This window comes from Binatus soli (SeqCode) (assembly GCF_050015535.1).
Lineage (GTDB): Bacteria > Desulfobacterota > Binatia > Binatales > Binataceae > Binatus > Binatus soli.
Genome location: NZ_JBEKBF010000001.1, coordinates 243,318 through 256,205 on the forward strand (window position 1 = coordinate 243,318; position 12,888 = coordinate 256,205).

Here is a 12,888-nt window from a genome sequence, read left to right on the forward strand (position 1 = left end):
TGTGTTACGGTTGATAACCGGAACGATTCTGATAGCGACTGACCGGGAGTAAATTTGAGTCTCTGGCACGACATTATCGATAGCCTGACCGATGCGATCATCGTGCTCTCGCCCGCGATGGAGCCCCAGGCAGTAAATCCTGCCGCTAAGACGATGCTCGGGGTTTCCCAGGTGAGCGCCGCGACAGTGGCCGACCTCATCCGCCAGAACGACTGGTTGGACCGCATGGTCAGTGCGTGCCTCGACAGCGGTCAGGACTTTGGAGACATGGAGACGGTTCTGACCGCGGGGCCTCGGGAACTGACGATTCGCGCCGAAGTATCCCCCCTGCTGAACGCCGAGGGACAACCCGGGGGGGTCATTATCCTGCTTCACGACCTGTCTCACGAAAAAGGCGCCGCCGAGGCAGGGACCACCGGCGACTTGAGCCTGCAACTTTCGCCGGCCGGTCTGGCCCATGAGGTCAGGAACCCGCTGACGGGCATCAAGGGTGCCGCCGAGCTGATGGCCGGGATGTTTCCCGATGACGGGCGCGCGCAGCAGTACTGCAGCGTGATTCTCGATGGGGTCAATCGGATCGCTTCGCTCGTCGAGCAGGTGCTGATGGTCAGCGGGCCGCAACGCCTGGAGCAGGAGCCGGTCAACATACACATGGTGCTGCACCAGGCGCTGAGGATGGCGGGGTTGTTCCCGCAGCCGCCCGACGGTGTCGTGGTGCTCCAGGATTTCGATCCCAGCCTGCCCGACGTGGTTGGCGACGCGGGCGCATTGGAACGAACGTTCCTGAATTTGATCAAGAACGCGGCGGAATCGATCGGTTCGTCGGGCACGATTCGACTGCATACGCGAATCGAACGGGAGTTCACGATGACGGCCGAGGGGCGGCGCCGCCAGTTCCTGCGGGTCGAGGTCAGCGACAGCGGCGCCGGCATCCCCGAGGATCAGCTCGCGCAACTGTTTACCCCGTTCTTCACCACCAAGCCTGCCGGAACCGGCCTGGGTCTCGTGCTATGCCATCGAATTATTGCGCTTCACGGCGGCAGGCTGTGGGCGCAGCGCGGGGGCGTCGAAGTCAAGGGCGCGGGCGCATCCAAGGATGGGATGACGTTCAAGGTGACGCTCCCAATCATGCCGCCGGAGAAACGCCCGCAATGAGAAATCGGCACCACATTGCTAAGGTGGTCGGGGGAATGTAACGGCATCGGTGCGACATCTCCCCGGCGCGCCATCTCTCCCGCGCGCCATCGGCGCGCGGTCAGGCAACTGAAAAAGTCGGGCAACTGAAAAAGGGTTTCCCAAATCGGGAAGCCCTCGCATCGTCTCGGATTTGCTCGCCTCCGACACAAAAAGACACTTTTTCTCCCGACGACGGCGCTGATCGTTTATGTCCGCCGTTTGTCGGTCGCGCAGCAGTTTGATAACTGAGGCAAATGGTCGAAGCGGAACTATACGAACCCGTAAGACTGTCAGAGCTCTGCGGAAGGACCAAAAGGAGTGGAGCTGATGGATGATGGACGCGAACCAAAAGAGCTAGTCGGGCTGGCAGGGGAATACGCAGCTGCGAGCGAGCTGTGTAGGAGAGGTTTGTACGCTCAACTTACCCTCGGTAACCGAAAGAAGGTGGACTTGCTCGTCGCATACCCCAACGGCAAATACGCCGCGGTCGAAGTCAAAGCCAAGCAGACCCAGGTCTGGCCGGGCGTTAAAGGACTGTCCCCGAAAGAGAAAAACAGATTCCTAGTGTTCGTTGATATTCAGCGAAAAAGCCCGACCGAAAGGCCCGATTTCTACGTTCTCAACTGTGAAGATTGGGGCAAGTGGGTACAAAAAAAACTCGCTGACCCACTGGGGCGGGGCAAGGTAACCATCGATGAAGACAATGTTCCCTATTGGAAGGGGAAGGGTGGGAAGGGGGATTACTACGGCACCAGCGTGAGCGCGGAGGAAGTCAAGGACTTTGCGGAGCGGTGGGAGAAGATCACGGGCTGACGCGACCTTTTGGGCACAATTTCGGGCACAGCGGAGACCGAGCGCGCCCTGCCGCGCGACATCTCGCCGTGACCGACGCGCATCGAGCGCCGAATCCTTTCCGAGCACCAGATAGCCGAACTGGCGACCTCGAAATCATCGCGAGGCCGCAGCGCTGCCAGCACTGTGTGCCCGCCGCAGCGGGCAAACACTGCGTGCCCGCCGCAGCGGGCCAACACTGCGCTGCCGTCGCGACGGCTGCCGTCGCAACGGCAAACACTGCGTACCCGCCGCAACGGCTGAACTGTTCAGCCTTACGCCGGATCGCTCGCCGTGCTACCCGATCACGTTATGGTCAACAGCCACGATGCTGCACGCTCGCGCTCGCCGCAAAAAGCCGCGCGAGGACTCACCATGGGGACAGCGACACACTCGCTTCCGGCAAAATATTTTTTTGACGGAACGAAACTATCCATAGAGCGTTGCCGTCCCAAAACCACAATGGATTGTGTATTTCCCCCTTTTCCTGCAAATCGACCGAGTCAAGATTGCGCCACCCCACTCGTAACAGCGGCGTAATGCTTAAATTTTGGGCGACTCTCAGGCCATTGGCGATAAGATCCAACTTACTGTTACCATTCTAGCTCATGAGCATGACAACCATGGGCGCAAGCGCATCGAACCAGAACTTCGCCGAACGTCTGAAGGATCCCGGCGTCGGCGCGGCGATTCTGATCGCCGACGACGATCCCGCAATTCGCCTCGTATTGCGCCATCGCCTCGAAGCCGACGGCCATCGCGTCGAAGAGGCTGTAGACAGCTCGGCCGCGCTTGCGGCGCTGCGCAGCAATCGATTCGACGTTGCATTGCTCGACATCATCATGCCGGGCACCGGCGGACTCGACGTATTGTCGGCGGCGCACGCCGAAGCCGTCCGCACGCTGATCATCGTGATCACCGCGGCGAGCACGATGAACAACGCCGTCGAGGCGATGAAGCGCGGCGCTCACGATTACCTGACCAAGCCGTTCGCCAATCTCGATCTGGTCGCGGCGGCCGTGAAGCGGGCGGTCGAAGTCGGCGCGCAGGCCGCGGATCTCAACCGCCTGAAAGACCAGGTGAATCGCCAGCTGGTCGGTGGCGAGATAATCGGCCGCAGCGCTGCGATGCAGGAGGTTTACAAGCTGATCGGGCGTGTCGTCACCAATGACGCGACCGTTTTGCTCAGCGGCGAGAGCGGCACCGGCAAGGAGCTGGTGGCGCGCGCGATTCATTTCAAATCGGCGCGCTGGCGCTCGCCGTTCGTCGCCGTCAACTGCTCCGCCATCCCGCACGGTCTGCTCGAGAGTGAACTGTTCGGACACGAACGCGGCTCATTCACCGGCGCGTCCGAGCGGCGCGCCGGCAAATTCGAGATGGCCGACAGCGGCACAATCTTCCTCGACGAAATCGGCGACCTGCCGGTCGAATTGCAGCCCAAGCTGCTGCGCGTGCTGCAGGAGCGGGAGTTCAACCGGGTCGGCAGCGCCGAGACGCTCAAGCTCAAGGCGCGCGTAATCGCCGCAACCAACCAGAACCTCGAGACCCTGGTTGCCGCGCGGAAATTCCGCGAGGACCTGTACTTTCGGCTGCGGGTGATTCCGATTCAGATGCCTGCGCTGCGCGAGCGGCGCGAGGATATTGCGGAGATGACCGATTATTTCGTCTCCAAGGCGGCCCAGGAGATGGGCGCGCGCGCCACCACCATCAGCCCCGAAGCGCGCGCCAAACTGGAGTCCGCCGATTGGCCGGGTAACGTGCGCGAACTCGAAAATGCCGTGATGCGCGCGGCGCTGCTCGCGCCGGGCACTACGATTCGCGCCGACGATATCGAGCTCACGCGCCCGGGCGGCGCGGGCGCTGGAGCAGCCGCGGCCGCCGACGGCGCCCCGCTCGGCGACATCATCTCGGGACGCATCGCAGGATGGTTCGATTCGCCCGGCGGCGAGGAACCGCGCGACCTCTACCATCGGCTGGTGGCCGAAATCGAGCGTCCGCTTGTCGAACTCGCGCTCAAGCGCGCCGGCGGCAATCAGGTGCGGGCGGCGCGGATGCTGGGGCTGAATCGCAACACGCTGCGCAAGAAGATCACCGACCACAAGATCGTACTGACCAAATTTCCGCCCGGATGACGCGGCTGCCCTCGCATTTTTACGCGATGATCGATCCGGCCGGCGGACACGAGCCGGTCTCGATGGCGGAGACTATCCTCGACGCCGGCGCGCGAATCATGCAGCTGCGGCTCAAGGATGCGCCCGGCCGCGAGTTCCTGGCCGCCGCACGCGCGATTGCCGAGCTGTGCCGGAAGCGCGGTGCGATTCTGATCGTCAACGACCGAGTCGATATAGCAATTCTCGCCGATGCGCACGGAGTGCATCTTGGGCAGGAGGATCTCCCACTCGAGGCGGCGCGGCGGATCGCCGGTCCCAACGAAAACAAAATAATTGGAATTTCGACCCACACCGTCGAGCAGGCGCGCGCGGCTGAAAATGGCGGCGCGGACTACATCGGATTCGGACCGATGTATTCCGGTGGACTGAAGAACATCGCCACGGGGATGGGCCTCGACAATCTTCGTGCGATACGCGCCGCCGTAAGGATTCCAATCGTCGCGATTGGCGGGATCACCGAAGCGCGGGTAGCGGAAACTCTCGCGGCCGGCGCAGACGCCGTGGCAATCATCACCGACGTAGTGAACGCGCCGGACATCGGCGCCAAAGTCCGCTCGATCCTCGCGCTCGCACGCGATTAGCACAAAGTTTTCCGAATCGGCTATGCCGTCTCGGGGAGGGGGGCGGGGGTCTGGCGGGCCTGCTCCGACTCGAGCGGTCGGCACGAATATGCTACCGCGGCGCCCAGGATGCACATCACGACGAACACTTCGAAGGCGGGCACATAGCTGCCGCTCAGATCGTAAATCTTTCCCGCGCCGACCGGGCCGACGAACGCGCCGATCGTGTTGAAGACGCCTGCGATACCGCCGATCGAGCCGAAGCGCTTGAGCCCGAGCGACTCCGCCACCAGCATCGGAATCAGCACCAACGGCGCGCCGAGCGACAGTCCGAAAATCAGCACGAACGGAATCAGCACGGCGGTTCGCGCCGCGCCGAATATCAAAATCATCCCGAAGCCAGCGGCAAGAAAGTTGAACGTCAGCGCGATTCTTGCGCTCACGCGATCGGCAAACAGACCCATCCCGAGCTTGCCGAAGGCCGCGAACACGAACCCCAGGCTCATCATGCCGGCCGCGAATGACGGCGTGTAGCCGAGTTCGGTGAGATAGGTGATCAGATGCAAAGTCGCGCCAGCCGCGACGGCGGCGAAAAAGAACTGCGCCGCGGAAATCATCCAGAACGAGCGCGCGCGGAACGCTTCGCGCAGCTCGAATCCCGGCAACGCGTCGCGGGCCTGCGCGACGCTGACGCCATCGGCCTGCGGCGGGCGGGTCCTGACGACGATGATTATCAACGGGACCACGATGACGAATATCGGAATCGCCAGCGCGACGTAGCCGGCGCGCCATCCGCCGCGCACGATCGCGAAGTTCCCAACCATCGTCATCGCAGCGCCGCCGAGCGAGGTGCCCGCAAACGCCAGGCCCATCGCAAGCCCGCGCCGCGCACCGAACCAGTTGGCGATCACAAGCGAGCACGGCAGCAACGTCGATGCGCCGATGCCGACGCCAAGCAGGACGTAGGCGCCGAACAGCGGACCGAATGAATCGACGCGGCTGGCGATGAGAAAAGCGACGCCGGTCATGATTGCGCCGGCAACCATCACGACCCGCGCCTCGACGCGATCGAGCAGCCATCCGACCAACGGAGCGCTAAGCCCTGCGGACAGCGGCAGCGCGGCGCCCTGGAGGGTGGAGAGTTGTGCGCGCTTCCATCCGAAATATTTCAGCAGATGCGGAAAGAACAGGCCGCCGGTGTTGTAGCCGGAGCCGAAAACGAACACCAGCGTAACGAAGAGGCTCGCGACGATGATCCAACCCTGTCGTTCTCGATCCGTCATCTAAGACTCCCCGAGTGGAGACTTATAGCGACACGACCGACGAGCGTCGAGCGCGAAAGACCCGATCGACGCGCGCCGGCGATGGCGTTGGCGACTATTCGAGCGCGGTAATCGGGATGAAGCCTTCCAGCCCGCTCTTCATCCGGATTTTCATGTAGTTCAGCGCGAGGCCGACGACGTGAACATTGCGGCCCCGGTGAACGTCGGCGAGTTTTTTGGCCCATCGATTCGGCTTTTCGAGCACACCGGCGTCGTGGGTGAGCACGAACAGCTTGTCGGCCGGCTTAACGAGTTCAACCGCCGACGGATCGATGTATCCGGTCTGTCCGGTCTTGAGCTTCACCTGCAGATAATAGTGAGTGGAACCAGTCACGATCACGAAATTGTCCTGCGACACCTGCGCGATATGCTTGCTGCTTTTCGCGGGCGCGGAATAGACCGGCACGCTCTGAAGCAATTTCAGCCGAGCCTGCGCGAATTCGACTTCCGGTTCGCGGACGCTGTTTTTACTTTTAATCGACGCGCGGTGCGAAGGGGGTTTTGGTGTCGGCGCGGGAAGGTAGGGCATCCCGGCTGCGGCGGGAGCCGACGGAGTCCCCGCCGAGGATGGAGGATTGACGGACGAGGGCGCGCCTTCGCCGCCGGCCGGGACAATCGAGGTCGCGGGAACGTCTTCCTCGCCGACTGGGGCCATGAAGGCCGGCGCCGACCACGCGAGCATCGCCACCGCCGCGGCCATCAGAGCCGTTATCCGCGCTGAACGCAAATCACGATGAACCATCTTCCTCTTCCTCCCCTCCTCGACTTGCGCATTTATTCTAGCAGGCTCCGCACACGGTGCATCGGACCACGTCGCACGGAGGACTCTGATGCTCATGATGCGCCTTTTTTCGTTCCGCAAGCAGAAACCATTTGTGAATGTGATGATCGATAAAGTCCCACGGCAGCAGCTCGTCGTGGGCGTAAGGACGGGTAACGAAGAAATCGGGGTCGGGCAAAGATGAAGCTTCACTGCCGCCCGCCTGGGCTTCGCGATGAATCTTCGACAACTCGTGCCAGATGGGTCCGGAACCTTCGCATCCCGCGGCTTCCAGCCGTTCGAGGATACCGCCGACGCGGCGATCGCCTCGCGAGACCATGGTCTGGAAATACGCCTCGCGCGGTGACTCGGCATCGAGCTCGACTTGCCCCAGGCTCGTGAGGCGCTGGCGCAGCATCGCGACCTTGCGCTTGATCGATCGCGCGTCCTGCATCGGATCCCATTGAAATGGCGTCCACGGCTTGGGCACAAATGGATTGAGCGACACGGTCACGGCGCCGATGCGGGTGCGGCGCGCGCGGGCGCGCTCGAGCACCTTGGCGACCAGCTCGGCAATCGCGAGCACGTCTTCGTCGCGCTCCTCGGGCAAGCCGATCATGAAGTAAAATTTCAGGTTGCCGACGCCCTCACCCAGCATCATATCGGCCGCGCCCAGAATCTCGGCCTCGGTAAGATTCTTGTTGATGACCTTGCGCATCCGCTCGCTGCCGGCCTCCGGCGCGACGGTCACGCTTTGATTTCCGCCGCGCGCCAACGCCGATGCGAGCGCGGGCGAAATGCAATCGGCCTTCAGCGACGAGGGCGACAGCCGTCCGCCGCGATCGGCGACGGCAGATGCGATGTCGGCGACGCCGGGAACGCTCGCCATCTCGGCGCCGACCAGGCCGATCACCTTGCGCTCGCCAAGACCGCGCCCGGCCTCGGCGATTAGAGTTTCAGGCGCGCGATAACGGATCGGCCGATACATGAAACCGGCCGCGCAAAAGCGGCATCCCCATTGGCATCCGCGGCTCGCCTCGACCAGGAACATGTCGCCGAAGACGGATTCCTCGGTGAGAATCAGCGACGAGGTGGGGAAGCGGTTGAGGTCGCGAATCAGGCGGCGATTAACCTGTGCAACCCCGGGGCCGCTGTAATTCACCGCGGCGAGGCGGCCGGCGTCGTCGTAAACGGGTGAGTAGAAGTCGGGCAGGTAGGCGCCCTGGACGGCTGCGAGTTCGCGCAGTTGATTCGGCGATCCGCGCGTCGCTTGCCATCGCTCGATGAACTCCGGGACCATCTCCTCGCCCTCGCCAATCAGAAACAGATCGATGAAATCGGCGATCGGTTCGGGATTGAGAAAAACGGCGGAGCCACCGGCGATGATCAGCGGAAAATTGCGGCCCGCGCGGTCGGCGCGACGAGCCGGGATCCCGGCCATCCGCAGCACGCTCAAGACATTGAGATAGTCAGTCTCGAAGGAAATCGAAAACGCGAGGATGTCGAAATCAGAGAGCGGACGGCCGCGCTCGAAAGAGACCAGGCGCTCGCCGCCGCTGCGCAACGTGTCACGCTCGTCGGCGTCGGGGATGAACGCGCGATCGGCGGCGACGGATGGATCGGATTCGAAGATGTGGAAAACGGCCTGAAAGCCGAGGTTGGCCATCCCGAGCCGGTAGATGTTGGGATAGATGACGCAGACCGAGATGTCGCCGCCGGGGTGGCGCTGGTAGAGCACTTTTTCGCGCGCGATGCGCTCGAGTGCACGCTTACGCGGGTACATTCGCTTTCGTTGCCACCGACATGATCATACAGGCTATCGCCGGGTGGATGGCGCCCTCAAGAGGAGGAGCGCAGGCGCCCTCAGATCGTTATGCGGTCGGGGCGCGTCATCGCGAAGTGATCGAGGATCGCGCGCCCCTTGCCCAATTTGAAGCTGTGCCTGAGCGCCGTGGTGACGTAGCGTTTCGCGCCGCGGACCGCATCCTCCAGGCTCATCCCGCGCGCCAGATACGCCGCGATCGCCGCCGAGAACGCGCATCCTGTGCCATGCGCGCCGCCGCCTGCTATTCGCGGGCCCTTGAGCTCGATGAAGCGGCGGCCGTCGTGAAACAAATCCGTCGCGGACGAATCGTCCTTGCGATGCCCGCCCTTGATGACGACCGCTCTTGCGCCGAGCTTGATGATCTTGATTGCGGCCTCGCGAATCGCCGCCTCGGAGTCGATTCGAATGCGCGCCAGCACTTCGGCCTCGGGAATATTAGGCGTGACGATGCGCGCGATGGGGATCAGGCGTTTTCGAATCGCGCGTTCCCCTTTTGGGCCGATCAGCAGCGCGCCGCTGCTCGACACGATCACGGGATCGACCACCGGCGCCGGCAATTTGAGGCGCTCGATCGCGCGCGCCACCGCCTTGACAATCGCCGCGCTGGCCAGCGCACCCGTCTTGACCGCGCGCGGCGCGCATTCCAGAGCAAGAGTATCGAGCTGCGCCTCGACCATCTCCGGCGATACGTTTTCGACGTCGGTAATTCGCGAGCTGTTCTGCGCGATCACCTCGGTGATGACCGAGTAGCCATACACGCCCAGCGCAGCGAAGGTTTTAACGTCGGCCTGGAGTCCGGCGCCGCCACCGGGGTCGCTGCCCGCGATAGTCAGTGCGACCGGATGTTTTGATTTGGGAGAGGCCAAGAATGGGCTCTGATAGGTTGTAAAAATCTTATCTAACGGCGCGGCCAGGCGAAAGATAGGCGCTTGGTTGATCCCTCGTGGAAGCGCGCGATACTTTGCCCTTGAGATGGAACTATTGGTCCGGGCGATATGGCGGTAAGAGGCGAATCGGAATTTCTCAACCTTCCCTTCCAGGAGAAGCTGGAGTTCCTGTACGGCCTTCCCGCGCGCCAGAAGCGCGACCTGATCCTCTCCGCGCCCGAGGCCGAGCGGCTGGTGCAATCGTTTTCACCCGAGACGCTTTTCTACACGCTCAAGGAAATCGGCAGCGCCGACGCCGGCGATCTGCTCAGCCTCGCGATGCCCGAGCAGGTCAAGTCGCTGTTCGATCTGGATTGCTGGAACCGCGATCGTCCCAACGTGCATCGCATGCGCGAGTGGATCGAGGCGATGGCCGACGGCGGACGGCGCAAACTGGCCGACGCGTTGATGGGGCTCGACCTTGAGATGATGTCGCTGTTGCTGCGCGGCTACATAAAAGTGCATCGAATCGAGGACGCGGCATCCTCGCCCGACGCGACTGCGAATCGCTTCGCGCAGTACGACGAAAATTATCTGATCGAGTTCATCCGCCACGACGCAATCTCGCAGCACATCTCGGACTTCATCGAAGAAGCGTTCGAGCGCGACTATAACTACTTCGCCGGGCTGATGGAGGAAATCTATTGGGGCGTCGAAGCCGAGCTCGTGGAAGAGGCCTACCAGTTCCGGCGCGCGCGCTTGAACGACCGGGGCTTTCCCGACTTCTTCGAGGCGCAGAGCGTGTTCGCGTACCTCAAGCCCGGGCAGTTTCTCAAGATTCGCGCGGAATATGAGCCGCCGAGCCGCGCCGATCTGCCCGACGATACCGAAGTGATCGCGCCCGAGATGGCGCCCGCGATGGCCGACGGCGATGCTTCGCTGTTCAACACCGCGCTAACCGCGGGATTCGCGGCGCAAGGCAAACGCCAGCTCCGCAGCGAGATGGCGATGGTCAGCAACCAGGTGCTGGTTGCGCGCGCGGTGGATTTCGGCGATCTGGAAGCGGTGCGCGTCGCGGTCGAGATGACGCATCATTACTTGAACCTGGCGCTCGAGCATCTGGCCGGCGGCGACCTGCAAAGCGCGATCGAGCATCTGCGCGATACGCCGCTGAAACTGCTCTTTCGCCTCGGCGTGAGCTTGACGATCGATCTCCGCGCCGGCGCCGAGGCTACGCTCAGGAAACTCGGCCTGTCGACCGTCAAGGTGCGCGAGATATCGTACCTCGACTCGCCCTACCGGGAGGCGCTGGCCGGCTTCATGGCGCGGCAGCCGCGATTCTACAGCGGCCTGGACGGCGGCGGCGGGGTCGCGATGCGCGATTTCAGCAGCATGCGCGATCTGCATCTGAGCTACGCGATTCTCGATCAAGTCGATTCGGCCGCCGAATTGTTCCGCGCGATGTTCGCGATCGATATCGCATCGCCGAACTTCCGCGCCCAGATGGCGGCCCGGGAAATTCGCCTAAGTCAACTCGTGCTGACCGGGCTCGCGCGGCTGGCGCTGGACAACCGCCTCGCGATCGATCCAATCGAAGGCAGCAGGCTGACCGCGATGCGCGCGGCGATCATGACCGGGCAGCCCGGGACGCTCAACAATGAGTTTCGCGCCAGGGTGCATCAGGCGCTGGCCGAGCGGCTGGACGACGCGGCACGACGGCGCACCGCCGACTTCCTGAATTCCTGCCTGAACCTGCTCGAAGAAGAGTTCGCCAACCTGGGCGGCGAACGGGAGATCGATCCGCGCTTTATCGAAAGCGTGCTGGTGCGCCAGGGCTAGGGTTTCGGCGCGTCTGCGGCGGGCGAACTTTCAAGCGTGACGGTGCGGTTCGAGCCGCCGCGATTCAGCGTCAACGTCACGGCGCCGCCGCTCTTGAGCTGCGCAGCTTGCCGGCTGAAATCGTCGAGCGCCCTGACCTCGCGATCTCCCACCTTCACTACGATATCGCCGCGCGCGACGCCCGCTTTCTTCGCCGACGAAGAGACCCCCGACACCAGCACGCCACGCCCGGCGCTCTGGCCGAAGTAGCTCGCCAGATCGGGAGTCAGTTGCTCCACGGTCAGTCCCAGCGCGCGCGCGATGGCGGGAATTTTCCCGCCGCCGCCGAGCCCCGGCGTGGGCGCCGACCCGAAGAGCTTGCTGTTCACGTAGATCGGCGCGTTCATGCCCATCGCCAACGCGATCGCGTCGCTGGGCCGGCTGTCGATCGAGTAGCGGCCGCCATCCATGGAGATTGTCGCGTAATAGATCTCGTCGCGCATATCCGCGATCACGATTCGATCGACGCGATTCCCGGTCTTCCCTATGATGGACCGAATCAAATCATGCGTGAACGGCCGTTCGGGCTTGATTCCGCGCAGCGCGAGCATAATTGCCTGCGCCTCGTTCTCGCCGATCATGATTGGCAATTCGCGCGACTCGGTCTCGTCGAGCAGGAGCACGTAATGCGAGCCCGTCTCGTGGTCAAAGCCGACGCGCGAGACCTGGACTTTGACGTCGTCGTGCGAAAGTCCGGCGGCGGTGGACGTGCTGGTGAATGGCGAACGGCCGCATGAGCAGGCCGCCACGACGGCTGCGATAAGCAGCAGGCATAGATGCCTTCCGCCTACAGCCTTCATGGTCAAACCTTACGCGCGTCGTGCACTCGATGACAAGCGCACCGCGCCGCCTTCTCCGCCTTCTCAACCCCGGAACTCGCGGGCCACGATGTACAGTTCCGAAGATCCCGGGCGGCTGGCTTTGGTGCGCGTCACTTCGACATTTCCGAAATGCCGCCTGAATGAATCGACGATGTCCTTGAATTGCGCGCCCATGAAGAGCTTCACGACCATCGCGCCACCCGGTCTCAGCATCGTTATCGCGAAGCCCAACGCGGAATCTATCAGCTCCCGGCAACGCGCCTCGTCGCGCGCGGCGATCCCGGTCAGTTTCGGCGCAAGGTCGCTCGTCACCAGATCGGCCCGTCCGCCAAGCTCGCTCTGCACCCGCGCGGCGACAGTTGGATCGAGGATGTCACCGACGATGGTGATCGCACCGGCTGGCGGATTCTTGACCTGCGCGAGATCGACTCCGACCACGCGTCCGCCCGCGCCCGCCGCCGCTACGAGGATCGCCAGCCATCCGCCGGGCGCGCATCCCAAATCGACGATTCGCGCATCCCTGGCGAGGAGCCGGTTGCGCGCAATTATTTCTTCAATCTTGAACGCCGCCCGCGACGGCAATCCCAGCGCACGCGCCTTGCGGTAAAATTTGTCGTGCGGTTCGTAAGTCGGCACAAATTCACCCGCCTCGACGCCCGCTCGCTTTGCCGCACGCGC

At 63.1% G+C, this 12,888-nt stretch carries 12 protein-coding genes; 5 read left to right on the forward strand and 7 right to left on the reverse strand.

What is annotated here, in order from left to right; genetic code table 11:
• Positions 1-54 precede the first annotated feature (54 nt).
• Both ABR989_RS01220 and ABR989_RS01225 read left to right on the forward strand, forming a co-directional pair.
• Positions 55-1,155 (forward strand): two-component system sensor histidine kinase NtrB, encoded by a 1,101-nt coding sequence (locus ABR989_RS01220; RefSeq protein WP_428125212.1) that lies wholly within the window; start codon positions 55-57, stop codon positions 1,153-1,155.
• Between the two features lie 348 nt (positions 1,156-1,503).
• Positions 1,504-1,989 carry a hypothetical protein gene (locus tag ABR989_RS01225; protein WP_428125213.1) on the forward strand — a complete coding sequence of 162 codons (486 nt, stop codon included), beginning with the start codon at positions 1,504-1,506 and terminating at the stop codon, positions 1,987-1,989.
• Between the two features lie 388 nt (positions 1,990-2,377).
• On the opposite strand, the gene ABR989_RS01230 is transcribed toward ABR989_RS01225, so the two are convergent.
• Positions 2,378-2,593, reverse strand: a complete 216-nt coding sequence (locus tag ABR989_RS01230; protein ID WP_428125214.1) for a hypothetical protein — start codon at positions 2,591-2,593, stop codon at positions 2,378-2,380.
• 22 nt (positions 2,594-2,615) lie between these two features.
• On the opposite strand from ABR989_RS01230, the gene ABR989_RS01235 reads away from it, so the two are divergent.
• Both ABR989_RS01235 and thiE read left to right on the forward strand, forming a co-directional pair.
• Entirely contained in the window at positions 2,616-4,139 is a 1,524-nt protein-coding gene (locus ABR989_RS01235) for a sigma-54-dependent transcriptional regulator (protein WP_428125215.1), read from the forward strand.
• Entirely contained in the window at positions 4,136-4,759 is a 624-nt protein-coding gene (thiE, locus tag ABR989_RS01240; protein ID WP_428125216.1) for a thiamine phosphate synthase, read from the forward strand. Before ABR989_RS01235 ends, thiE begins: the two co-directional genes overlap by 4 nt.
• 20 nt (positions 4,760-4,779) lie before the next feature.
• Here the strand turns inward: thiE and ABR989_RS01245 are convergent, their stop codons facing one another.
• The 4 genes from ABR989_RS01245 to thiD form a co-directional block, all read right to left on the reverse strand.
• Positions 4,780-6,021: an MFS transporter gene (locus ABR989_RS01245; protein ID WP_428125217.1), complete on the reverse strand. Its 1,242-nt coding sequence runs from the start codon at positions 6,019-6,021 to the stop codon at positions 4,780-4,782.
• A 94-nt stretch (positions 6,022-6,115) separates the two neighbouring features.
• The gene (locus ABR989_RS01250) at positions 6,116-6,802 is read right to left on the reverse strand and encodes an SH3 domain-containing protein (protein WP_428125218.1); all 687 of its coding nucleotides are present in this window, start codon (positions 6,800-6,802) and stop codon (positions 6,116-6,118) included.
• Positions 6,803-6,839: 37 nt separating this feature from the next.
• Positions 6,840-8,603 carry a radical SAM protein gene (locus tag ABR989_RS01255; RefSeq protein ID WP_428125219.1) on the reverse strand — a complete coding sequence of 588 codons (1,764 nt, stop codon included), beginning with the start codon at positions 8,601-8,603 and terminating at the stop codon, positions 6,840-6,842.
• Positions 8,604-8,683: 80 nt separating this feature from the next.
• Entirely contained in the window at positions 8,684-9,511 is an 828-nt protein-coding gene (gene thiD, locus ABR989_RS01260) for a bifunctional hydroxymethylpyrimidine kinase/phosphomethylpyrimidine kinase (protein ID WP_428125220.1), read from the reverse strand.
• A 129-nt stretch (positions 9,512-9,640) separates the two neighbouring features.
• On the opposite strand from thiD, the gene ABR989_RS01265 reads away from it, so the two are divergent.
• The gene (locus ABR989_RS01265) at positions 9,641-11,350 is read left to right on the forward strand and encodes a DUF6178 family protein (RefSeq protein ID WP_428125221.1); all 1,710 of its coding nucleotides are present in this window, start codon (positions 9,641-9,643) and stop codon (positions 11,348-11,350) included.
• On the opposite strand, the gene ABR989_RS01270 is transcribed toward ABR989_RS01265, so the two are convergent.
• Together ABR989_RS01270 and ABR989_RS01275 are read right to left on the reverse strand one after the other, a co-directional pair.
• Entirely contained in the window at positions 11,347-12,189 is an 843-nt protein-coding gene (locus ABR989_RS01270) for a bifunctional nuclease family protein (RefSeq protein WP_428125222.1), read from the reverse strand. The two genes, ABR989_RS01265 and ABR989_RS01270, sit on opposite strands and share 4 nt — an antisense overlap.
• A gap of 63 nt (positions 12,190-12,252) precedes the next feature.
• Complete coding sequence (locus tag ABR989_RS01275; protein ID WP_428125223.1) at positions 12,253-12,846, reverse strand: SAM-dependent methyltransferase; 594 nt, start codon at positions 12,844-12,846, stop codon at positions 12,253-12,255.
• Positions 12,847-12,888 lie beyond the last annotated feature (42 nt).

Excerpts from the sequence above, each read along its gene's own strand:
- ABR989_RS01265 (WP_428125221.1), top strand. The coding sequence starts at position 9,641 with ATGGCGGTAAGAGGCGAATCGGAATTTCTCAACCTTCCCTTCCAGGAG.
- ABR989_RS01225 (WP_428125213.1), top strand. The coding sequence starts at position 1,504 with ATGGATGATGGACGCGAACCAAAAGAGCTAGTCGGGCTGGCAGGGGAA.
- thiE (WP_428125216.1), top strand. The coding sequence starts at position 4,136 with ATGACGCGGCTGCCCTCGCATTTTTACGCGATGATCGATCCGGCCGGC.
- ABR989_RS01235 (WP_428125215.1), top strand. The coding sequence starts at position 2,616 with ATGAGCATGACAACCATGGGCGCAAGCGCATCGAACCAGAACTTCGCC.
- ABR989_RS01270 (WP_428125222.1), bottom strand. The coding sequence starts at position 12,189 with ATGAAGGCTGTAGGCGGAAGGCATCTATGCCTGCTGCTTATCGCAGCC.
- ABR989_RS01250 (WP_428125218.1), bottom strand. The coding sequence starts at position 6,802 with ATGGTTCATCGTGATTTGCGTTCAGCGCGGATAACGGCTCTGATGGCC.
- ABR989_RS01245 (WP_428125217.1), bottom strand. The coding sequence starts at position 6,021 with ATGACGGATCGAGAACGACAGGGTTGGATCATCGTCGCGAGCCTCTTC.
- ABR989_RS01255 (WP_428125219.1), bottom strand. The coding sequence starts at position 8,603 with ATGTACCCGCGTAAGCGTGCACTCGAGCGCATCGCGCGCGAAAAAGTG.